Source organism: Oceanobacillus manasiensis (assembly GCF_000724085.1).
Taxonomy (GTDB): Bacteria; Bacillota; Bacilli; order Bacillales; family Amphibacillaceae; genus Oceanobacillus_B; species Oceanobacillus_B manasiensis.
In genome coordinates, this window is record NZ_CCDL010000001.1 from 732,664 (window position 1) to 754,377 (window position 21,714).

20 protein-coding genes are annotated in these 21,714 nt (G+C 40.7%); 16 read left to right on the forward strand and 4 right to left on the reverse strand.

Annotated elements, in window-relative coordinates; translation table 11 throughout:
- Positions 1 to 101 precede the first annotated feature (101 nt).
- The 3 genes from BN985_RS03860 (at position 102) to BN985_RS03870 (ending at position 3,899) form a co-directional block, all read left to right on the forward strand.
- Entirely contained in the window at positions 102 to 2,744 is a 2,643-nt protein-coding gene (locus tag BN985_RS03860) for a cation-translocating P-type ATPase (RefSeq protein WP_042221210.1), read from the forward strand.
- A gap of 101 nt (positions 2,745 to 2,845) precedes the next feature.
- Positions 2,846 to 3,217: a CidA/LrgA family protein gene (locus BN985_RS03865; RefSeq protein WP_042221211.1), complete on the forward strand. Its 372-nt coding sequence runs from the start codon at positions 2,846 to 2,848 to the stop codon at positions 3,215 to 3,217.
- A complete protein-coding gene (locus BN985_RS03870; protein ID WP_042221213.1) occupies positions 3,210 to 3,899 on the forward strand; it encodes an LrgB family protein in 690 nt (229 codons plus the stop codon). Before BN985_RS03865 ends, BN985_RS03870 begins: the two co-directional genes overlap by 8 nt.
- Positions 3,900 to 3,986: 87 nt before the next feature.
- On the opposite strand, the gene BN985_RS03875 is transcribed toward BN985_RS03870, so the two are convergent.
- A complete protein-coding gene (locus BN985_RS03875; RefSeq protein WP_042221214.1) occupies positions 3,987 to 5,048 on the reverse strand; it encodes an NAD(P)/FAD-dependent oxidoreductase in 1,062 nt (353 codons plus the stop codon).
- A gap of 141 nt (positions 5,049 to 5,189) precedes the next feature.
- Between BN985_RS03875 and BN985_RS03880 the strand changes: the two genes are divergently transcribed.
- The 10 genes from BN985_RS03880 (at position 5,190) to BN985_RS03925 (ending at position 14,571) form a co-directional block, all read left to right on the forward strand.
- Positions 5,190 to 5,678, forward strand: coding sequence for a PaaI family thioesterase (locus tag BN985_RS03880; protein WP_042221215.1), 489 nt, complete (start codon positions 5,190 to 5,192; stop codon positions 5,676 to 5,678).
- Positions 5,679 to 5,705: 27 nt separating this feature from the next.
- Positions 5,706 to 6,164, forward strand: a complete 459-nt coding sequence (locus tag BN985_RS03885) for a hypothetical protein (RefSeq protein ID WP_042221217.1) — start codon at positions 5,706 to 5,708, stop codon at positions 6,162 to 6,164.
- A gap of 47 nt (positions 6,165 to 6,211) precedes the next feature.
- Positions 6,212 to 8,137 carry an ATP-dependent DNA helicase gene (locus BN985_RS03890; protein WP_042221218.1) on the forward strand — a complete coding sequence of 642 codons (1,926 nt, stop codon included), beginning with the start codon at positions 6,212 to 6,214 and terminating at the stop codon, positions 8,135 to 8,137.
- A 62-nt stretch (positions 8,138 to 8,199) separates the two neighbouring features.
- Entirely contained in the window at positions 8,200 to 8,418 is a 219-nt protein-coding gene (locus BN985_RS03895) for a hypothetical protein (RefSeq protein WP_198029964.1), read from the forward strand.
- 2 nt (positions 8,419 to 8,420) lie between these two features.
- On the forward strand, positions 8,421 to 8,954 hold the full coding sequence (locus tag BN985_RS03900; protein ID WP_042221220.1) for a D-glycero-alpha-D-manno-heptose-1,7-bisphosphate 7-phosphatase: 534 nt from the start codon (positions 8,421 to 8,423) through the stop codon (positions 8,952 to 8,954).
- A gap of 120 nt (positions 8,955 to 9,074) precedes the next feature.
- Complete coding sequence (locus BN985_RS03905) at positions 9,075 to 10,121, forward strand: ArsR/SmtB family transcription factor (protein WP_042221221.1); 1,047 nt, start codon at positions 9,075 to 9,077, stop codon at positions 10,119 to 10,121.
- Between the two features lie 185 nt (positions 10,122 to 10,306).
- Positions 10,307 to 11,527: an MFS transporter gene (locus tag BN985_RS03910; protein WP_042221223.1), complete on the forward strand. Its 1,221-nt coding sequence runs from the start codon at positions 10,307 to 10,309 to the stop codon at positions 11,525 to 11,527.
- 114 nt (positions 11,528 to 11,641) lie between these two features.
- A complete protein-coding gene (locus BN985_RS03915) occupies positions 11,642 to 12,694 on the forward strand; it encodes a fatty acid desaturase (RefSeq protein ID WP_042221224.1) in 1,053 nt (350 codons plus the stop codon).
- Between the two features lie 147 nt (positions 12,695 to 12,841).
- On the forward strand, positions 12,842 to 13,978 hold the full coding sequence (locus BN985_RS03920; protein ID WP_042221225.1) for a sensor histidine kinase: 1,137 nt from the start codon (positions 12,842 to 12,844) through the stop codon (positions 13,976 to 13,978).
- A complete protein-coding gene (locus BN985_RS03925) occupies positions 13,975 to 14,571 on the forward strand; it encodes a response regulator transcription factor (protein ID WP_042221226.1) in 597 nt (198 codons plus the stop codon). The genes BN985_RS03920 and BN985_RS03925 overlap by 4 nt, the downstream gene beginning before the upstream one ends.
- Positions 14,572 to 14,633: 62 nt before the next feature.
- Here BN985_RS03925 and htpX read toward each other — a convergent pair whose 3' ends face one another.
- A complete protein-coding gene (gene htpX, locus BN985_RS03930; protein ID WP_042221228.1) occupies positions 14,634 to 15,509 on the reverse strand; it encodes a protease HtpX in 876 nt (291 codons plus the stop codon).
- A 290-nt stretch (positions 15,510 to 15,799) separates the two neighbouring features.
- Here htpX and wrbA point away from each other — a divergent pair, with 290 nt between their 5' ends.
- Both wrbA and BN985_RS03940 read left to right on the forward strand, forming a co-directional pair.
- On the forward strand, positions 15,800 to 16,402 hold the full coding sequence (gene wrbA / locus BN985_RS03935; protein ID WP_042221229.1) for an NAD(P)H:quinone oxidoreductase: 603 nt from the start codon (positions 15,800 to 15,802) through the stop codon (positions 16,400 to 16,402).
- Between the two features lie 594 nt (positions 16,403 to 16,996).
- Positions 16,997 to 18,256 carry a cytochrome P450 gene (locus tag BN985_RS03940; RefSeq protein WP_042221230.1) on the forward strand — a complete coding sequence of 420 codons (1,260 nt, stop codon included), beginning with the start codon at positions 16,997 to 16,999 and terminating at the stop codon, positions 18,254 to 18,256.
- A 135-nt stretch (positions 18,257 to 18,391) separates the two neighbouring features.
- Here BN985_RS03940 and BN985_RS03945 read toward each other — a convergent pair whose 3' ends face one another.
- The gene (locus BN985_RS03945) at positions 18,392 to 19,522 is read right to left on the reverse strand and encodes a M14 family metallopeptidase (RefSeq protein WP_232225529.1); all 1,131 of its coding nucleotides are present in this window, start codon (positions 19,520 to 19,522) and stop codon (positions 18,392 to 18,394) included.
- Between the two features lie 118 nt (positions 19,523 to 19,640).
- Here BN985_RS03945 and BN985_RS03950 point away from each other — a divergent pair, with 118 nt between their 5' ends.
- The gene (locus BN985_RS03950; protein WP_042221232.1) at positions 19,641 to 20,432 is read left to right on the forward strand and encodes an ion transporter; all 792 of its coding nucleotides are present in this window, start codon (positions 19,641 to 19,643) and stop codon (positions 20,430 to 20,432) included.
- A gap of 90 nt (positions 20,433 to 20,522) precedes the next feature.
- Here BN985_RS03950 and BN985_RS03955 read toward each other — a convergent pair whose 3' ends face one another.
- Complete coding sequence (locus BN985_RS03955; RefSeq protein ID WP_156960111.1) at positions 20,523 to 21,536, reverse strand: LLM class flavin-dependent oxidoreductase; 1,014 nt, start codon at positions 21,534 to 21,536, stop codon at positions 20,523 to 20,525.
- Positions 21,537 to 21,714: the final 178 nt, after the last annotated feature.

The following is a 21,714-nucleotide window of genomic DNA, read 5'->3' on the forward strand; positions in this document are numbered from 1 at the left end:
TATAAGCTTTTTTAGCAGAGGAAGCTACAACTTAGCGATACAAAATTAACAGTCATTTTTTTTCGTAACACGTAAATACTAGTGGTAGGAAGGAAGAGAATATGAAATTTTATCAGCAAAAATCTGAAGATGTACTGGATCATTTAAACACATCTGAAAATGGATTAACTAGTACAGATGTAAAACATAGGTTAGAAAAAACGGGATATAACGAGATAGAAGAAAAAGAGAGAGAACCTATTTGGAAGTTATTCCTTGAAACATTTAAGGACTCCATGGTTATTGTTCTATTAATCGCAGCTGGTATACAACTCTTGTTAGGCGAAGTAATTGAATCCCTCATTATTTTCCTTGTACTTTTAATCAATTCGGTTATTAGTGTGATACAGACACGAAAAGCAGAAGGTTCCTTGGAAGCTTTACGGAGTATGTCTGCCCCTGTTGCTCAAGTAATTCGAGATGGTACGAAGCAGACCATTGCTGCCCGGGAGCTAGTACCAGGAGATGTTGTGTTTTTAGAGGCAGGGGACTATGTTCCTGCTGATGGAAGGGTATTAGAAAGCGGCTCATTGAAAGTCGATGAAGGGATGCTAACAGGAGAATCGGAAGCTGTCGAAAAAGAGACAAAGGTTATTGATGAAGAAGTAGCTTTAGGTGATCGGAAGAACATGGTCTTCAGTAGCTCCCTGATTGTATATGGCCGTGGTACATTAGTCGTTACGGGAACAGGAAAGGAAACAGAGATTGGGAAAATCGCTGGGATGATTGAGACAGCGGAAGAAAAGCAGACACCACTCCAGCGTAAATTAGATAGCTTTAGTAAAAAGCTCGGTATAGGTATTTTGCTTCTTTGTATTATTATTTTTGCGGTACAGGTTGGACGAATATGGTTCGGAGATAGTGATGCAGACACGACAACAGCAATTTTAAATGCACTAATGTTCTCTGTAGCCATCGCGGTAGCAGCAATACCTGAAGCACTATCTTCCATTGTAACGATCGTTCTTTCTGTTGGGACAAACAAAATGGCAAGACAGCATGCTATTATTCGTAAACTCCCTGCTGTCGAAACCCTTGGTTCCACAAGTGTCATCTGTACAGATAAGACCGGAACGTTGACACAAAACAAGATGACGGTGATGGACCATTACTTACCTGGAAAGGAAAAAACCGAGCTGCCCACTTCCCCTAAGGAGTGGGATGAACCGCAGAAATTGCTCGTTTACACTGCTGTACTATGTAATGATTCCTATATTAATGAAGAAGGTCAGGAAATAGGCGACCCTACAGAAGTAGCGCTCATCCATTTTGGCAATAAAGTATATGGGGATTATGAAGCATTACGTAAAACGTATGACCGGGAAGAAGAGCTTCCTTTCGATTCAGATCGTAAACTCATGTCTACTGTCTATACCATTGATGGAACAAAGCGGATGCTAGTAAAGGGCGGACCTGATGTAATGTTTGAGCGGGCAGCCTATGTGCTTCTTGATGGTGAGGAAAAGCCAATAACAGACGAACTACTAAAGAGTTTTCATGAGGCAAATGAAGATTTCTCGAAACAGGCACTCCGCGTTTTGGCCTATGGTTACAAACGTCTGCAAGAAGGCCACGCACCTATTGGGCAAGAAGACGAGAAGGATTTTGTTCTCATTGGTTTGACAGCCATGATGGACCCACCACGTGAGGCGGTATATGGCTCGATTGAGGAATCCAAAAAGGCTGGCATTCGTACTGTGATGATTACAGGTGACCATAAAACAACAGCACAAGCTATAGGTCGCGATGTTGGTTTAATGGATCAAGATGATATTGCCGTAACAGGGCAGGAACTTGATGCCATGTCAGAGGAAGAGCTAGAGGAAAAGCTGGAGAGCATATCCGTATATGCAAGGGTTTCGCCAGAAAATAAAATTCGTATCGTTCGAGCTTGGCAAAAGCGAAACAGCATTACAGCAATGACTGGAGACGGGGTAAATGATGCTCCTGCATTAAAACAAGCAGATATTGGAATTGCAATGGGGAGCGGAACGGATGTTGCGAAAGACTCTTCTGCTATGATTTTGACAGATGATAATTTTGTTTCGATTGTTAATGCTGTTGGGGTTGGAAGAACAGTATTTGATAATATTAAGAAAGCAATTGGCTATTTGTTTGCCGGAAACCTCGGTGCTATTATAGCTATTTTGTTTGCTGTGATTTTTAATTGGGCAAACCCGTTCACAGCATTGCAACTGTTATTTATTAACCTGGTTAATGACTCCTTGCCGGCCATTGCCCTTGGAATGGAGAAGTCTGAGCCAGAGGTAATGAAACGGAAACCACGAAATATTGATGAAGGCATTTTTTCTGGTGGAACAACGCGTGCTGTGCTGACACGAGGTATTTTGATTGGAATCGCCGTCATCATTTCGCACTATATCGGACTACAGCATTCCGATGAAATGGGTGTAGCGATGGCCTTTACGACACTAATTCTTGCAAGGTCACTCCAAACGTTTGCAGCTAGATCCAATACCCAAACTGCCTTTGAAGCTGGTTTCTTCCGTAATAAGTATGTAATTGGTGCTGTAGCCCTTTGTTTGGTGCTTTATGGAATTACTGTCCTACCATTTGCGCGAGACGTCTTTTCTATCCCTGCAACGTTCGGCTTGCAGGATTGGGCAATTGCAGCAGGATTATCGCTAGCAGCCGTAATACTAATGGAAATACTGAAAAAAGTTGTGTACACCCTTAAGAAATAATTATTGGGTTAACAGAATGGAAAGGTGAGCAGTTATACACACTGCTCACCTTTTATAATGCTATAATGAATGTATTTCTTAAAAATGGAGTGTCAGTCATCATGTTAAATATCGGAAAGATAATTCTTCACACCATTGTGTTGATTGTATTTTATCAGGTTGGCATGTTAATCCAGAACACGTTTAACCTGTTCGTGCCTGGAAGTGTAATTGGGATGATATTGCTTTTTATCTTCTTATCTCTAAAGGTGGTAAAGATCACATGGATAGAAAATGGAGCCCGCTTTATTGTAGACAATCTAGCACTCTTTTTTATTCCAGTCACTGTAGGAGTATTAGATTATTATGAAGTATTTGCAGGAATAGGCTCCCTTCTAATTTTAATTGCCCTCATTAGTACAATGCTTGTGATGGGAATATCAGGAGCTACAAGTCAGTTACTGATTAAACGGAGGGCTGAAGAACATGATTGATTTTTTAATTGGTTTAACCGCTATTCTCGGTACTTGTATCACGTATGTTTTTTCACTTTATGTCCATAAAAGATGGAATGTTACCATTACAGCTCCAGTCATTATCTCTACCGTTCTCATTATTTGTGTACTTCTCATTTTCCAAATACCTTATGAAACATATATGCTTGGAGGACAATGGATTGACCATCTACTTGGCCCAGCTGTTGTTGCGTTAGCATATCCTTTGTACATGCAACGCCATACACTAAGGGAATTATTGATTCCCTTGCTGGTTGGGACTTCACTAGGAGCGGTGGTAGGCATTTCCTCTGGCGTTTTAATGGCCAAATGGGCAGGGTTTGAGGAATCGATTATTTATGCATTAACACCAAAGTCTGTTACGACTCCTGTCGCCATGGCAGTGACAGAAAACTTAGGGGGGATTATCCCGTTAGCTGCTGTGTTTGTCATGTTTGCGGGTATAGGTGGTGTCTTAATTCATAATCTTGTCTTTCGTCTGTTTCGATTGGATCACTATCTTGGAAGGGGTGTAGGTATGGGAAGTGCTTCTCATGCCATCGGTACAGCAACCTTAATGGAGGATAGCCAATTGGCAGGATCAGTTAGTACAGTGGCCATGGTAATTAGTGCGGTCGTGGTATCTGTAATTGCACCTGCTCTCATATTTTTACTATTATAATGAAAACCCAAGCCACTAATCGGCTTGGGTTTTATGTATGAAGACAAGAGGAACGAAGCACTGTATTATGCCGAGCAAGCTTCTAAATTAGTGGCGTTTGTTAAGCCATAATACACCGGATTTAGCTAGCCTTGGCAGGAGACCTGTCATTGGTTTCTGCATCATATTGCCGAAACCATCAGACTTCCCTAGTGATCCCAGTGTTCCTTTTAATTTAATTTCCTTCGGTTTACTCGGTTCTTTATCCCGTAATATTGCAAGCAAAACCTCTGCAATATGTTCACCTTGCTGTCCAGCCAGCTGAGCACTTGGTGAGTATTCAGAAGCTGCACAATCACCAACTACATACACATTTGGCTGATCAGGAACCTGGTAATAGTCATTCAGGATAATTTTATCTTGGGAATCCTTCGCAAATGGTAGCTCCCTTACTAGATAGTTAGGTTGTACTCCGGCTGTCCAAATGGTCACATCGTTTACATAGCAAACACCGTTATTACAAACACCGTCTTTTTCCACATATTCTACACTGGCATGATGCAAAACATCTACATCATTTTTTACAAACCAATCTGCCACGTATTCTTGAATTTTAGTGTCGAATGCTTTCAAAACAGAGGCTCCGCGATCAAGCAAACGGATGTTTAGATCTGGCCTGCTCTCCCTTATTTCTGAGGCGACTTCAATACCACTAAGTCCAGCCCCTACTACAGAAACTTTTCCGTAGGCTTTTAGATTACAGACCGCAAGACCTGCTCTTCTAGCCTTTTCAAAGGTCTGAACACTTTGTGTGAATTTTTCTGCCCCTTCGATGCCATGATAGTTATCTTCACAACCTAATCCAATAACTAAATAATCATAGGATAGAATTTTACTAGAATCCTTGAATAAAATTTGCTCGTTTTCCGTATCAATTTTTAAAATTTCCCCATAAACATATTGAACACGGTCATCCTCTGGAAAACTTAATCGCACGTCCTTTTCTGCAGATGTACCTGCAGCTATTGTATAGAATTCTGTTTTAATAGAATGGTATGGATTTCGATCTACCAATGTAATTTCAACTGATTCTGGCAACTGATGCTCCAATAATCCAAGAACTACTTTCAGTCCGCCATATCCCCCGCCTAATACGACCAATCGCTTCATAACAAACCCCCATCATTGTTAAAGAATAATTATGTATATTTCTATTTTAGCGAATATGAAAGCGTCTGTCACCATAAGACTGAATTCTACACAAAACGACAAGTGCTTTGTGCTATACTACTGAAAAAAGGAGGGGTTATGATGGAAGAACAAATGGGCATAGCAATTCAGGATACATATGATGAAAGATATTCTTGGTGTTATGGTTGTGGCAGATTGAATGAACAAGGATTGCAAATCAAGACGAGGTGGGATGGAGATAAGACGGTAACGAGCTACCTCCCTCGTAACGAGCATATGGCAATTCCTGGCTTTGTTTATGGTGGGTTGATTGCTTCCATTATTGATTGCCATGGCACTGCCTCTGCGGCAATGGCCTTACATCGGAAGAACGGATTTGAACCAGGGGAAGGCCCAGAACCTCCACGGTTTGTTACAGCATCGCTCCACATTGACTACCTGAAGCCGACTCCACAGAACGTCCCCCTTACTGTAATAGGTACCATTGAGGAGATTCATCCGAAAAAATGGCGTGTTACTGTTGGATTGTATGCGGAGGATACATGTTGTGCAAAAGGAGAAGTAATTGCAGCAGTCATGCCTAAAACCTTTATGAAGTCTGATGATTAACGATATATATATAGAAAGGATGTTTAGGTGCGTTTTCCTTATGAGGATAGTTCCATATGGAGGAAAAAGAGTAGGAATGGTCTTGGTGCAGCGTTCGCAGGAGTAGTCGTAGTATGTATACAGGTGTATTTTAGTTCCCAACAACATTATAGCCCAGGTTTTGGACTTATACTCATAAGCTTTTTGCCGGCAATTATTGGATTAATCCAGTATATCCATTATAGTAGGATGCCCATGAGAGACTATATCATTATAGAGGACGGCTTTATATCCGTATATCAAGGATTTCTAATGCCAAGAAGAAAAATTATGCTACAGGATATAAAACGTTATATTCCAGTCAGTACGCTCATTATATTAAAACTGGACGATGGAGAAGAATTTCAATTTAACACGGACTGGCTTTCAAGAGAGTCAATCCTGCAAATTCGCATGGAGCTTTCCCGCGTGGCGGAAAAAGGTATAGCAAGTGACAGAAGCGTCTAAATCACGTATAATTACTCTTTTAAACCATGTTAAAAGAGGAGTTTTCCATGACGAAACCAAATGCACTTCCGTTCACTGTTGCAAAGACAGAAAATTTCTTTGACCGGCTTGGAGATTATGTTGGAGATGTGTTTTATGATATCTTGCCGGAACAAGGCTATGAGCTACGAGATGAACAAATATATATGGCCTTTCAGCTTGAACAGGCTTTTAAAAATAAAAATTCTATATTCGCTGAAGCGGGTGTTGGGACCGGAAAAACCTTTGTGTACTTGCTATACGCTATATGCTATGCGAGATACAAAAGAAAGCCAGCAATCATTTCCTGCGCTGATGAGACATTAATTGAACAGCTCGTTAAAAAGGGCGGCGACATTGAAAAGTTAGAAGAAGCATTAGGCCTTAACGTTGATGTCCGTCTTGCCAAAGCAAGAGAGAATTACGTATGTATGAAAAAGCTTGATCCTATCGCAAATAAAACGGATGACGAGGACATTCTCCGAGTACATGATGAGATCCCTGATTTCGTATTTGATACAGGGGCATCCATGCAGTCCTTTGAAAGATATGGGGATCGCAAGGAATATCCTTGGGTACCTAATGAGAAGTGGGAAGAGATCGGTTGGGATCAGTTACAACAATGCTCGACCTGTGAATGGCGCCATCGGAGTGGTCAAACACTGAATAGGGATTATTATCGTCATGCTACAGATTTAATTATTTGTTCACATGATTTTTATATGGAGCATATTTGGACGAAGGACTCCCGTAAAAGAGAAGGCCAAATGCCTCTTCTTCCAGAATCAAGCTGTGTTGTGTTTGATGAAGGGCATCTGCTAGAGTTTTCTGCTCAAAAGGGTCTTACCTATCGCTTCAATTTTCACGCATTAAGCAGGGTGTTGACAGGTTATATGGGCCAAGATGTGAGGGAAGAGTCCCTGCTTTTAATTGAGGATATACTAGCCTTAAATGATGATTGGTTTGATTTGCTTGAAGAGAGTGCAGTTGCTGTAGAAGGTTCTGAACGTCATGAGATAACCTTCACTCCTAAGTTGAAAGAACTTGCTGAAAAGCTGCATACTAATGTACAAGAGTTGCTGGAGCAGCTTGTTTTTGATGCTGAACTCTTTACCATTGATGATTACCACATTAAAATCATCGAAGAGTATCTGGAGTTTTTCTCCTATGGATTATCAATTCTGTTAAGGGACGATGAAGGAATCTATTGGCTGGAAAAAACGGACAGTGAAACGAGTTTAGTTATCATGCCACGACTGGTGGAAGAAGTGTTAAGGAAAGAAGTGTTTTCACAAGATATTCCTTTCGTCTTCTCTTCCGCAACCTTGTCACAAGGAGAAGATTTCAGCTATCTCGCTGATAGCCTTGGAATTAGGTCTTATGATTCCTTCTCTGTAAACTCGCCATTTGATTATGAAGAACAAATGCAATTAGTTAGCCATGTTGAGGTGGATGTGCAAGAGAAATATGAATCCATCTATAAAGATATTATCGAAAATAACGGGAAATCCTTGGTTCTTTTTGCTACAGCTCAAGAAATGAAGGCTTTCCGTAAATGGGCAGACAGTCAGGCATGGGACTTCCCTGTGTTGTATGAAGGGGATAGGGAGATTAGCGAGACAGTCAAGGGATTCCAAGTTGATGAATCTGCTGTGCTCTGTGCCTACCATCTGTGGGAAGGACTTGACGTACCAGGAGAGGCACTAACTCAAGTTATTATTGCCTCCTTGCCATTTCCACCGAAGGACCCTGTTTTCCAAGCTAAACGTAAGCATGTGGAGAGTCCTGAAGCTGATGTGGACGTGCCGTATATGCTGCTTCGTTTACGCCAAGGAATTGGACGACTTATTCGGACAAGCACCGATCACGGGAAGATTCATATTTGGATGACAGAAGAAGATAAACAGAAATACTTTGCTGCGATACAAAAGGTAATGCCTGTTAAGATAACATGATTTTATTAAGCCACGCTTCATTGCGTGGCTTTTGTATTGGGCAATAAGAATAGATGATAGAAGTGAGTGACAAGACAAGCACTCAAACTGACAAGACAGAGATGGAGATAGACAAGACAAGGACCCAAGTTGACAAGACAGAGCCAGAGAGTGACAAGACAAGCGGCCAAAGTGACAAGACTGACCCCAAAAGTGAAACATCCACCACTCCATCCAAACACTTTTCCACGTATGTAAACCCTGCTTCAGATCAAACTAACAAAAAAGGAGTGCGTCTATAGAAATGAATCAAGCTGTATTTTTGGATCGTGATGGTGTAATTAATGAAGTACTAACAGATAGAGTGAAATTTGTGAATAAGCCAGAAGACTTTTATTTGCTAGAAGGTGTAGGGGAAGGAATAAAATTGCTAAAAGAGGCAGGCTATAAAGTTTTCGTCGTTACCAATCAAGGTGGAATTGGACTCGGGTTTATGAAGGAAAGTATGCTACATAATGTGCATGATCATATGCAAGAGCAGCTAGAAGTCTACGATGCACAAGTTGATGCAATTGCCTACTGTCCCCACAAACCACATGAAAATTGCCCTTGCAGAAAGCCCATGCCTAAAATGATCCATGATTTGGCTGAGGAGTGGGACATTGATTTGGAGAAGAGTTACATGATTGGGGACCGCGAGCCGGATATTGTTGCTGGAAGACAAGCAGGAACGAAAACCATCCTTGTTGGTACGCGTGATAAGCACAAGATAGAAGCAGACATGGTTTTTAATAATCTCTTGGAAGCTTCAAAGTATCTGACTAATAATAAAAGTTGAGCCTACTAAATCCTGAAAAACCTGCTGTAACATGTAGCGGGTTTTTTTATTTATCTATTCTAAATGTATTGAATAATATGTTCTATAAATGTAGAATTAATGAAAAGGAGGTCGGCGAATATGGATTTGATTAATGCAACAAGCAGGAAGAGGCAAACCTATCAAGTGAACATAAAATACTCGTTATTATGGGAAAGTGCACTGGGAATTGCGGCCATCACCAACACACCGTTGCTGGATTCCTTGGAACAACCCGAACAGTATTGGAAAAAGACGAGGTCATCTCTTTCCGATAACATGAAACAGCAGTTAAATTGGGTGGAAAAGCATAACACCTGGAAGGCATTACTTCAATTGTTACACCAGCAGGACTTTTCGTCTCTAGAGGAATTTACGGCTTTTATACATGATCTAAATAAAGAGGAATTTCGATACATTTGTATTCCTTTCGTGGGGAGCGAGGTGCAGGAAGAGAGGAGACATACAGCAAACGGGGACGAGAAAGCATTGGAAAAATTAAAAGAGAAGACGAAGGACAATCCATTTTTTCCTCAGTATATCGAGTATGTTTGTAAAGAAGAAGTAGATGTTCTCAAAAGCCATCTAATTGACGTCATGACGGGCTGGTATCTAGCGGTCATTTTGTCAGATGAAGAAAGAGTTAAAACAATCCTTCATACAGATATGCTGGCCAAGCTGTCAGCAAAAGAGAAAATGAAGCCTGAAGCGTTAGTAGAATGGGCGACTTCGGGTGTTCATTATGTCCCTGAACCGGATGTTCATCATGTGCTTTTGATCCCACATATGGTTTATCGACCATGGAGCATTGTTGCTGATTTGGAGGATACAAAGGTGTTCTACTACCCAGTCTCGAATGAAAGTATCGCTCCTGAAGATAAGTATATGCCAAACAACTTTCTTGTACTGCGGCATAAGGCATTAGGTGATGAAATGAGATTGCGTATGATCAAGCTCCTCTCTGAAGGGAGTCGTAGCTTAAATGAATTAACTGAACTACTGGATTTAGGGAAATCGACCATTCACCATCATCTCAAGCTACTTCGCTCAGCTCAGTTAGTAGAGGTCAAGGATTCGAGGTATGTGCTGAAAAAGCAGGCACTTTTATCTCTCGCAAACGAACTGGATTTATACATTCATCAAGATTAGGCATATAGGTTTATCCCGGCGAAACCGTCCATAATACACCCACTTCAAAACATGAAGTGAAACAGCGATGCTTAAGAGGGGGGGGAACGGACGCTAACACCCCGATTCGTTCAACTAACAATCAGTGGGGGAAAGAAAGCTCTCATTGATTGCAGTTTCACTTTATATGAAGGGTTGATAACTAGATGAATATATTTAAAAACACATCTTTTACACGAATATGGCTAGGTAATGCGGTCTCTGAGCTTGGGGGAGCTTTTGGAACGTTTTGCAATAGCCTGCTCATCTACACGCTGACTTATTCTACAATGGCTTTAGGTAGTATGTGGCTGCTTTATTTTTTACCATCCCTATTATTGCAGTTATTTATTGGTCCTTATATTGATCGGTGGAGTAGAAAGTGGATTATGATCATTGCATTATGGAGCAGAAGTTTTTTGTTTGCCTTGCTTCTTCTCTTTTTTGTAACGGATATACTTCAGGTTTGGCACATATATGGTGTTCAATTGGCAGTAGGTCTTCTTACACCACTTTATGTGCCTGCAAATCAGGCTATTTTACCATCCATTATCCCGAAGGAACAATTAATGAAAGCCAATGGATATGTTGATGGAACGAACCGCCTCATGATGTTTATGGCACCTCTTACGGCAGGGATGGTCATAGAATATATTGGTGTACAGTCAACCTTATTTTTAGTCTGGTCTTTATTAGGAATCAGTGGTGCATTACTGTTACCAATTCATGAAAAGAGGGTGCCGCAAACGACACGGAGCACCTGGCTGCAACAATTTTCAGAAGGAATACACTACTTTTTCCGGCAGAGGATTATTGTCTGGCTCGGTGTTTTTTTAGCGTTTGTACAGTTTGGGGTTGGTGTGACAATGGTGATCAATTTACCTTACATAACCACTGAGTTAAATGGGACTGTTGCGGAATATGGTTACTTTATGGCAGGTTTCCCTTTAGGTTATGTTCTCGGTTCCATACTCGTCGGTAGGATTAAAAAAGGAAGTAGAAGAAAGGTAATGCTGGGATCCTTAATTATAGGAGGAATGACGTTTGTTGTTTTAGGTTTTACCACATCTTTTCTTATGGCGTTCACGACCGAAGTCATCGGTGGAATTTCCATGGCTATTTTCAATGTACATAATACAACATTGTGTCAAAAATTAGTGCCAAACAACCTAATGGGAAAAGTGTTTTCAGTCCGTTTGCTCATTATTAGAGGGGCGATGCCTCTTGGTGTATTTTTAGGAGGTATTGGCAGTACATTATGGGGAGTGAGGCCGTTATATGTATTAATTGGTGGTGTCATTTGTATGGTAGCAATACTTGGAATTATGTTACCTTACTTTACCTTTATGGATGATGTAGAAATAGAGAAAAAGCGAAATGCATCCTAAATATACATGACACTTGTCATGTATGCCTCTTGACGTTTATGACTTATATTAACTGTAAGAAATTCTTATAATAGTAATAGATAAAATTCGTCATAAAAACGTTGGAGGGTATATATGAGTAAACAAAAACAAGCACAATTAAGAAACAGTGTAAAACCTTTTACAGGCTCGGATCGTAAGGCAAGTATTATACAGCTGTTGAACACCGTTCTTCCTTTCTTATTGTTGTGGTTTCTTGCTTATCAAAGCCTAGCTGTTTCCATATGGCTTACGCTAGCACTTGCTGTTATCGCATCAGGATTTGTCATACGGATCTTTATTATTTTTCACGACTGTACACACGGTTCGTTCTTTGATGGAAGTAAAGCTAATCGGATAGTGGGAACCATTACTGGCATTATCACCCTGTTTGCTTTTGAGAAGTGGAAAAGAGACCATGCGATACATCATGCTACAAGTAGTAATCTGGATAAACGTGGCACAGGTGATGTATGGGTCATGACTGTAGAAGAGTACAAAGCGGCTTCCGTTTGGGGAAGACTCGCATACCGCTTATACCGTAATCCGTTTGTACTGTTTGGTTTAGGACCTATTTACCTATTTCTTATTTCCAATCGCTTTAACCGAAAAGGTGCGAGGAAAAAGGAAAAAATGAATACGTATTTAATAAATACTTCAATCGTGTTGATATATGGGTTGTTAATTTGGGCGATTGGCTGGCAGGCATTCCTAATCATTCAGCTTCCTATCCTTTTCATTTCTGGTTCTCTCGGTATTTGGCTGTTTTATGTACAGCATCAGTTTGAGGATTCCTATTTTGAAAATGAAGAAGAGTGGGATTATGTGAAAGCTGCAGTTGATGGTAGTTCTTATTACAAATTACCAAAAGTTATGCAGTGGCTAACAGGCAACATTGGTTATCACCATGTTCATCATCTAAGCCCGAGAGTACCAAATTACCGTCTTGAGCAAGCGCATGAATCCACACCACCGCTTCAAAAGGCAACGACTATTACGCTGAAAACTAGCTTGCAGTCCATCCGCTTTCGTCTGTATGATGAGGCGACCAGGACATTCGTTAGTTTCAAAGAAGTAAAGGCTCTACTTAAAAATCCAAAAACCAATTTAAATATAAACACAGGTAAGACAAGCTTTCAGGAAGAGTAAACAAGCAAAGCCCTTCAAGATATCTTGAAGGGTTTTGCTTTGTATGGGAAAAAGGTATAAAATTTTATGAAACATACATTTTTGCTAATAGGTGAGAAGCGCTTAAACATAAACGGCTTATAGAAAGAAGGTACGGAGGTGGCATATATGCAAAATTGGTATCATATTTTTCCGAAGAGTACAGGGCTAAGTGCGTTCGCATGGCTTGTTTTTTGTCTGCTTCCTTTTTATTTTATCTTTCGCTCTACCTCACTCGTGGAAACATTGCTCGGAGTTGTGCTGATCGTGCTCTTTTTCACAACCTACCGTCTTTCCTTTATAAAGAAAGGTTGGACCGTATATGTTTCGATTTCTATTGAAATAGTGATCAGTATTGGGATGATTCTCTATTTTGCATATGTCTATTTCTCGTTATTCCTTGCGTTTTATATAGGGAATATAGAGAGTAAAGCAGGTTTTATCGTTCTATACATTGTTAATCTGGTCACCACAGTCTCAGCAGTCAGTGTTGGCTTTATAATGGATAGTCCACAGTTTATTGCTCAAACCCCTTTTATCGTAGTTAGTATCGTTGGTGTAATTCTTCTTCCTCTTACGCTAAATAGCCGGAACAAACGGGAAAAGTTAGAGAGGAAACTGGAAGATGCCAACCAGAAGATATCCAGACTAATGGTAATCGAAGAGCGACAACGGATCGCGAGGGATCTTCATGATACACTCGGCCAGAAGCTCTCCCTTATTGGGTTGAAGAGTGACTTGGCAAAAAAAATTATAGAACGTGATCCTGAAACAGCAAAAAAAGAAGTGGATGATATCAACCACACTGCGCGTATGGCTTTAAAAGAAGTGCGAGAAATGGTTTCAGATATGAAGCATGCAAAACTCAAAGATGAGATCATTCATGCAAAGCACATTCTTGAAGCTGCAGAAATTACATTTCATTTTAATGAAGAAAATACAAGCAATGATCTACCGCTTTTAGTGGAAAATGTGCTTGGTATGTGTTTAAAAGAAGCAGTTACGAATGTAGTTAAACATAGTAAGGCGACGATGTGCCATGTTGACATTAGCAATACCCAAAATGAACAGGTGCTCATTGTTCGTGATAATGGGGTTGGGGCTGTAGGAACGGGTGAACTGCGAAAGGGAAATGGCCTCCAAGGCATAAAAGAAAGGTTGGATTTCGTAAATGGATACTTAGCCGTTGATACACTGGGTGGCACAACCCTCACCATACGGATTCCTAAGGCGATCCAGCAAAAGGGAAAGGAAGGGCTTGAATGATACGAATTGTTATTGCAGAGGATCAAGGCATGCTGCTCAGTGCACTTGGTTCCCTGCTAAACTTGGAAGAGGATATGGAAGTAATCGGGAAAGCCAAGAATGGGGAAGAAGCAATCAAAATGGTGAAAAGTCTACAGCCAGATATTTGCATAATGGATATTGAGATGCCTGTAAAAAGCGGACTTGATGCAGCGGAACAGTTGAAGGGCGAGCCTTGTCATGTAATCATCCTTACCACTTTTGCTCGTAGTGGATATTTTCAGCGTGCGCGTTCTGCAAATGTAAGAGGTTACTTATTAAAAGATAGCCCTAGTGAGGAGTTGGTAGATGCTGTACGTACCATCATGGACGGCAGGAGGATTTATGCACCAGAATTAATTGATATGGTGTATCGTGATGAAAGCCCTTTAACGGATAGAGAGGAACAGGTAATTAAGCTTATTGCTGATGGGAAAACAACGAAAGAAATAGCCAAGGAGTTATACCTTACGAATGGTACCGTACGAAACTATGTATCCGTGATCCTAGATAAATTAGGCGTAAGTAACCGGATAGAAGCAATCTCCAAGTTTAGGGAACAAGGCTGGTTTTGAGCAAATAATGCAAACTAGAAAAAGCCTCCTCTTGGAAAGAGAAGGCTTTAGCTGATTTGAAATTAACTTAGACGGCGAATTCGTTCATTAAGATCTGGATGTGTAGAGAAAATGCTCATTTTACGTTTTCCATTAATTTTTAATGTCGAGACAGAGGTGTCATCACCGCGTACACGGTCAGCATATGTTTTCAATGATTCCAGCGCATGTTTCATTTTATCTTTACCTGCAAGGTCAGCGCCCCCGCGATCGGCATGGTATTCCCGGTGTCGTGAGTACGCGTAAACAACAAGGCTACCCAGTATGGAAAAGATAATTTGGAAGAAGATAATGGCAAGGAAGTGGACAATTGGTGCCAGTTCTTCCTTAACAAAACGCGTTACAGCAAATGCGGCAATTCGTGCCAGGAATACGACAAAGGTATTAACAACCCCTTGCAACAGTGTCATTGTAACCATGTCTCCATTTGCAACGTGAGCTACTTCATGTGCAATAACACCCTCAACTGCATCGTCATCCATTTCATGAAGTAATCCAGTTGAAACGGCAACGAGAGAACGCTTTTTAGAAGGTCCTGTAGCAAAAGCGTTTACCTCACGAGAATCATACATCCCTACTTCAGGCATGTGCATAAGACCAGCTGCTCTTGAAAGGCGGTGTACCTTTTCTACAACTTCTCGCTCAGATTGAGATAAATTCCCACTAGGGTCCAGTACACGTACGCCCATCATTTTCTTAGCCATCCATCTGGACATAGCTAGTGAAATAAAAGATCCTGTAAAACCGATAATTGCACTAAATATAAGTAATGTACCAAATTGAATTGTGCCATCTGGCCCAATATAGTTCCATGTGCCCGGTATTAGCATAAAAATAATTGAAATTGTTGCTAATACCAAAATGTTCGTTAGTAAAAAGTAAAAAATCCGTTTACCCACGTACTCACCCTCTATACTTTATTTTTATTGTCTTTGTTCGTCAAAATTTGTGAACTATTCACATAATACATTATACCTTTTAACAGGCTACTTATCAATCTAAACCCTACATACTTACTTATTATAAGCTTGTTATTTGACATCACCATTTATCTTTATTAGCATAGTGACGTAATGTAAGCAGATTATATGGGTGAGACTACCTTGCATAAAATGCAATGGCATGTGAAAAATATAGGCTGAGTACCTTACAAACACAACATATTTTTAAGGCAGAAGGAGACAGAACAATGGCAGACGTAAAATTAGCAGTAATTTACTATAGCTCTACAGGAACGAATTATCAAATGGCAAAATGGGCGGAAGAAGCAGGAAAGGAAGCAGGTGCAGAAGTACGTGTAGTAAAAGCACCTGAATTAGCGCCTGAAGCAGCGATCGCTTCAAACCCAGCTTGGAAGGAACATTATGAAGCAACAAAGGATGTACCAGAAGCAACTTCTGATGATATAGAGTGGGCTGATGCAATTATTTTCAGCATGCCAACACGTTTTGGTAATGTCCCATCTCAAATGAAACAATATATAGATTCACAGGGCGGACTTTGGGCAACTGGAAAAACAGTTAACAAAGCTGTCAGTGTAATGGTTTCTGCATCAAACGCACATGGTGGACAAGAAGCAACAGCACTTTCTTTCTATACTACTATGATGCACTGGGGTGCCATTATCGTAGCGCCTGGTTATACTGATGACTCTATTCCCGCAGCGGGTGGAAATCCATACGGAACAAGCGTGACACAGGGACAAGATGGAAAAATGGTTGAAAATGTGGAGCCTGCTGTGAAGCATCAGGTGAAACGTACGGTTGAGGTTGCTGCAAAACTAAACGCTTAAATCGAATAATGAAAAGGGCTGGGACATAACGTCCCAGCCTTTTTAAAAAACGAACAATAATAAACAAGTGCTTAATTACCGCTCAGGAAAATACTCCGCTTTCCGTGGGCACGGCCTTAGTCTCCTCAGAAGCAAAAATCGCTTCTTGCGGGGCCTTCGGACTCGTGCTGTTCCCACTGGACAAGTAAGGCTTCGTCAGCGATTCATCGCACGCAGAAAATGCGAATGCATTTTCAAGGAGTCTCCGTATTTATCCTTCGCTAAAGTGTGATTCAGATATCCAAAAATTAGGGGGGGATCCGGATGTGTTCGAACTTTTTCTGCATTGCTCCGTTTGAATGTACGATTTTTTCTTGTTTGATTTTCTTATGTCCCAGCCTCATTTTGAGTTTGTTTTTTAGCTCAGCTAAATCAACCAAGCATGGGTTGGAATCAACCAAAAGTTAGTGAGAATCAAAGGCCGTCCCGTTCACCACGAAAGCGGTCGTCGCATACCCCTTTTCCTACTGTATCCCACACTATCCGTTTCAGAATATCAGACATGGGTAAACTTAAACTATTAGAAAAATTTATTTTAGAAGGGGAGTGTAGTAGGTGAATTCAGGTAAGCAAATACCGCAAGAAAAAGGCTTGGATCATAGTATGGCGCTGCTTAAAGAAGGCTATCGTTTTGTGCCAAATCGCCTTCAGCAGTATCGTTCCCGTATATTTCAGACTCGTATGATGGCTGGAAAAAAGGTCATTTGCATCAGTGGTAAGGAAGCCACAGAACTGTTTTATGATAAGGAGTGCTTTAAGCGCGAAGGAGCTGCACCCAAACGGATTAAGGAAAGCTTGTTTGGTGTCGGCGGCGTCCAAGGCATGGATGGAGATGCACATCAGCATCGAAAGCATCTGTTTATGTCCCTGATGACTCGGGATAGTCTAAAGGAAATCGCAACAATTTGCCGAGAAAAATGGCAACAGTCTGCCACAGAATGGGTAACAAAAGACAACATTGAACTGTTCCCTGAGGCAGAAAAAATAATGTGTCGAACAGCTTGTGAGTGGGTTGGTGTGCCATTATGGGCTAAAGACCTCTCCATTAGAACGCAAGACTTAAGTGATATGATAGATGCCTTTGGTGCTTCGGGGCCTCGCCATTGGAAGGGGCGGGTAGCCAGGAATCGTGCTGAAAAATGGATTGAAGATATTGTGGAACGTGTCCGGAATGGTGAACTGCGCATAGAGGAGGCAAAGCCATTATATATCGTTTCATGGCATAAAGATTTGGACGGGAACCTGCTTGATACGCACACTGCGGCTGTAGAAATTCTAAATCTATTACGTCCAATTGTAGCGATCGCCCGTTTTGTCACATTTGGTGCCTTAGCAATTCACGATTTCCCTAAAACAAAAGCTAAGATGGCAGACAATAAAGGGGATTACGTTAAATGGTTTGTACAGGAAGTTCGTCGATACTATCCTTTTGCACCTTTTACAGGAGCTTTGACAGCAAAAGCCTTTGACTGGCAGGGGTATCATTTTAAAAAAGATACCTTGGTCATCCTCGATATATACGGAACAAATCATAGTCCTGAACTTTGGTCAGAGCCGAATCGCTTTAAACCAGAACGATTTGAAGATTGGGAAGGAAGTCCGTTTGACTTTATCCCACAGGGTGGCGGAGAGTATGATAAAGGACATCGTTGTGCGGGTGAATGGTTAACCATTGAATTAATGCAAACAAGTCTAGCCTTCCTTACGCAGGATATCGCGTATGGGGTTCCTGCTCAAGACCTTTCGTATAGCATGAGGCGAATTCCAACACATCCCAAAAGCAACTTTGTAATGGAAAACATTAGATTTAAATAAAAATTATAAAAAGCCTAGGGGACAAGCAACAGTTGCATGTCTCCTAGGCTTTTTAAATGTAATTTACTACTGTATTAAAACAAAATAGATGATGCTGTCGTAAGGCAGCATCATCTATTAACAGTTGTAAAGCAGTTATACCACAGAAGAAGGAAGTACTTTTTCTGCTCCGAGAACCACCCTCATTGCCTTTCTTGCTTCCTTCATGACATCTGATTGCCATACCTCGTCATTTGGGTAAAACATTTCTCGAAATTCATTTAAAATAAAGTTCCTATTAGAATTCTTTTCAGCGCCTTCCCAGTAAAGTTGGTTTTCTAGCACGATGGTCATAAGTTCTCTTAATTCTGCTTTTTTATCATCACCAAAGGTTCCAAATTCAAATAAAGCAGAGAAAAGCTTTTTATCCGGATAATGCTTCTCTTGTATTTGGTAGAAATGTTGATTGGAATCCCCCACAACTTTCTTATCTGAAAACTTCATGATATTTTTCAGTGGATAACGTGACTTTAATTCATCCTCGCTCTGTTCTTCATATGGTGGGACAACCATCGTCAATTCGTTACTGGGTCCTAAAGCAGTATGCCAGTCCATGTGGACGATTTGATTATATTGTTCAAGCAGGTCTTTTTGTAATGATCTTACGTATTGTGCATTTTCCTCTAATGCTTTTCCACCATAATATACGCCGCGTTCAAATTCATATTGACCCATGCTTTTAGCGTGTTTCATGTTAGCATAGCCTTCTTTAGCCAATGCCTTTGTTAAAGTTTTAAATAATCTGCTCTGCTCACTGGTTATATCTTTAATCTTCCCGTTTGGAAGGAAAAGTTCTTTTTCTTTTTCGTACTTTTTATTTACATCTATAGGTAAAGGTCCTTCTTCTTCAATATAATTTCGATTAAGGTCAATGTTGTTTTCCGTAACTCGACGGAAGTTTCTCATCCCCCATGGATTGATGGCATGTACAAGGCAAATACCAGTCGTTTCAGGTTGTAACTGCTGTATATATTCTTCGACAAATAGGTGAATACACGCTGCCCCGGCATAGCCCTCTATCCCATGCTCTCCTGATGAAAGTAGTGCAACCTTGTCTTTTTCACTTGTAGCGTCCGCACGAATGATATCAATTGTATTATCATTCTCTTCCTTTCCGATGTGTACTGTTTCAAGTGAAGCGTTAGGCCAGATTGATTTGACTTTGTCTAAGTGATTTCGGAAAACGGCTCTGGAAGTTTCATAGTCTTTTTGAAAATAAGATCCCACTTTCATCTTTCCTTTCCATCGATTTTCCTTTTCAATTCCCGTTTATACATATTTAAAACTAGAAGTGACAAATAAAGCCTGGCTAAGTAAAATAGGATTAAGAGGAGGAATACCATAAATGAAGAAAATAAAACAAACCTGTGCTCGTATTGCGGCTCACCCTTTGTTTTCAAGAGTGATTATTACATTAATTGTTTTTAACGCTATGCTTGCTGGATTAGCGACATATAGCTTCTTTGCTGATGAAGAGTGGATATACATAGTAGATATGATATTGATTTTTACTTTTACAGTCGAAATTATAATTCGAATACTTGGGGCAAAGTCCTTTGGGGCCTTCTTTAAAGACTTCTGGAATGTATTTGATTTTATCATTGTTTTGCTTAGTGTCGTGCTGGTAGGCTCACATTATATAACGGTCCTACGAATTGTACGGGTCTTACGGGTTCTGAGAGCTATATCTATTATTCCCTCCTTACGAAAGATAGTAAATGCGTTGCTACTTACGATCCCTTCCATGGGAACCATTATGTTATTACTTGGTATGTTTTTCTATGTATATGGGGTAATTGGTACAACGCTTTTCCATTCAATTGCGCCAGAATACTTTGGAACATTGCATGATTCATTATTAACTTTGTTCCAGGTGATTACGCTTGAGTCATGGGCGAGTGGTGTAATGCGGCCAATATTGGCAGAAGATCCATCTTCATGGTGGTATTTTGTCACGTTCATTCTAATTGGAGCATTTGTTATTGTGAATCTTTTCGTTGGTGTTATCGTGAATAACGTCGAGGAGGCACACAGGGAAGAGACGCCATCCCCAACAGACATTAAGCTTGCAGAGGTACAAAAGGAATTGGCCGAGATTAAGTCACTATTGAAAAAGGAGCAGCTGATAACGTACTAATCTCAAGTAAGGATATAAAAAATAAAAAGCCGGGAAGCTTCGCACATTTTTGCGCATGCTTGTCCGGCTTTTTTATTTGCTTAAACGTAATTATGCTTCATCCATAAGCTCTGCGACGATCTCATAAGAGCGAAGGCGGTCTTCCATATGGTAAATTTGCCCGCTAATAATCATTTCATCTGCCTGTGTTTCTTCAAGGAATGCTTCGATGCCTTTTTTGACAGTCTCTTTGCTACCGATAATTGTCGTACGAGGGTCAAGCGATTGCTCCACAGCTGCTCGCTCCATTGGCGTCCAAATGTCATCCATATTTTCTACTGGTGGCTGAAGTTTTGTCGGTTTCCCTTTACGGATACTTAGAAATTGCTGTTGCTGTGAAGTGGCAATATACTGAGCCTTTTCATCTGTATCAGCTGCAATTACATTTACTCCTACCATTGCGTACGGCTTTTCCATCTTCTCCGTTGGCTGGAAATTCTCCCGGTAAAGTCGTAATGCTGGTATTGTGTATGCAGGTGCAAAATGGCTTGCGAATGAGAACGCGAGTCCTTTTTCTGCTGCAAGGCGTGCACTAAAGTCACTTGATCCAAGTAGCCAGATTGGAATGTCAAGCCCTTGGCCTGGGACAGCTTTTACGCGTGAAACAGGCTCCTCTGAGAAGTAGTCCTGCAATTCATTTACTTGCATAGGGAAATCCTCTACACTCATTCCAAGTGTTCTTCTAAGCGCATAGGCTGTGGCTTGGTCACTACCAGGCGCACGTCCCAATCCTAAATCGATCCGACCAGGGAAGAGGGATTCCAATGTGCCAAATTGTTCGGCAATTACAATAGTTGCATGATTAGGCAGCATGATTCCGCCTGCGCCAACACGAATACGTTCTGTCTTCTCAGCAATATGCCCCATAATGACTGAGGTTGCAGAACTGGCAATACCAGGCATATTATGATGCTCCGCAAGCCAATAGCGATTAAAACCAAGCTTTTCCACATGTTGTGCTAACTGTACACTGTTTTGAAATGACTCTCTGGGAGTACTGCCTTCCTTCACTGCTGCTAGGTCAAGAACAGATAATGGTATATGTTTAAATGTTTTTGTATTCATTGTCATCGTATTCACTCCTCACGATTTGCTTACTAAGAAATATTACGTCTAAACAGTCCAAACGTCCACTAATTAGCTTACCAATTATATGGTAAAACGCTGCATTGGAATCTGGCCTTTAACTGGGATAGAAGGAAAAACATGGTTAATGTATTTTTCAAAAAAGAAAAAAATGTCG

What these genes read in the sequence shown, in the direction of transcription:
- BN985_RS03860 (WP_042221210.1), top strand. Translation starts at nt 102, where the DNA reads ATGAAATTTTATCAGCAAAAATCTGAAGATGTACTGGATCATTTAAAC.
- BN985_RS03865 (WP_042221211.1), top strand. Translation starts at nt 2,846, where the DNA reads ATGTTAAATATCGGAAAGATAATTCTTCACACCATTGTGTTGATTGTA.
- BN985_RS03870 (WP_042221213.1), top strand. Translation starts at nt 3,210, where the DNA reads ATGATTGATTTTTTAATTGGTTTAACCGCTATTCTCGGTACTTGTATC.
- BN985_RS03875 (WP_042221214.1), bottom strand. Translation starts at nt 5,048, where the DNA reads ATGAAGCGATTGGTCGTATTAGGCGGGGGATATGGCGGACTGAAAGTA.
- BN985_RS03880 (WP_042221215.1), top strand. Translation starts at nt 5,190, where the DNA reads ATGGAAGAACAAATGGGCATAGCAATTCAGGATACATATGATGAAAGA.
- BN985_RS03890 (WP_042221218.1), top strand. Translation starts at nt 6,212, where the DNA reads ATGACGAAACCAAATGCACTTCCGTTCACTGTTGCAAAGACAGAAAAT.
- BN985_RS03900 (WP_042221220.1), top strand. Translation starts at nt 8,421, where the DNA reads ATGAATCAAGCTGTATTTTTGGATCGTGATGGTGTAATTAATGAAGTA.
- BN985_RS03905 (WP_042221221.1), top strand. Translation starts at nt 9,075, where the DNA reads ATGGATTTGATTAATGCAACAAGCAGGAAGAGGCAAACCTATCAAGTG.
- BN985_RS03910 (WP_042221223.1), top strand. Translation starts at nt 10,307, where the DNA reads ATGAATATATTTAAAAACACATCTTTTACACGAATATGGCTAGGTAAT.
- BN985_RS03915 (WP_042221224.1), top strand. Translation starts at nt 11,642, where the DNA reads ATGAGTAAACAAAAACAAGCACAATTAAGAAACAGTGTAAAACCTTTT.
- BN985_RS03920 (WP_042221225.1), top strand. Translation starts at nt 12,842, where the DNA reads ATGCAAAATTGGTATCATATTTTTCCGAAGAGTACAGGGCTAAGTGCG.
- BN985_RS03925 (WP_042221226.1), top strand. Translation starts at nt 13,975, where the DNA reads ATGATACGAATTGTTATTGCAGAGGATCAAGGCATGCTGCTCAGTGCA.
- wrbA (WP_042221229.1), top strand. Translation starts at nt 15,800, where the DNA reads ATGGCAGACGTAAAATTAGCAGTAATTTACTATAGCTCTACAGGAACG.
- BN985_RS03950 (WP_042221232.1), top strand. Translation starts at nt 19,641, where the DNA reads ATGAAGAAAATAAAACAAACCTGTGCTCGTATTGCGGCTCACCCTTTG.
- BN985_RS03955 (WP_156960111.1), bottom strand. Translation starts at nt 21,536, where the DNA reads ATGAATACAAAAACATTTAAACATATACCATTATCTGTTCTTGACCTA.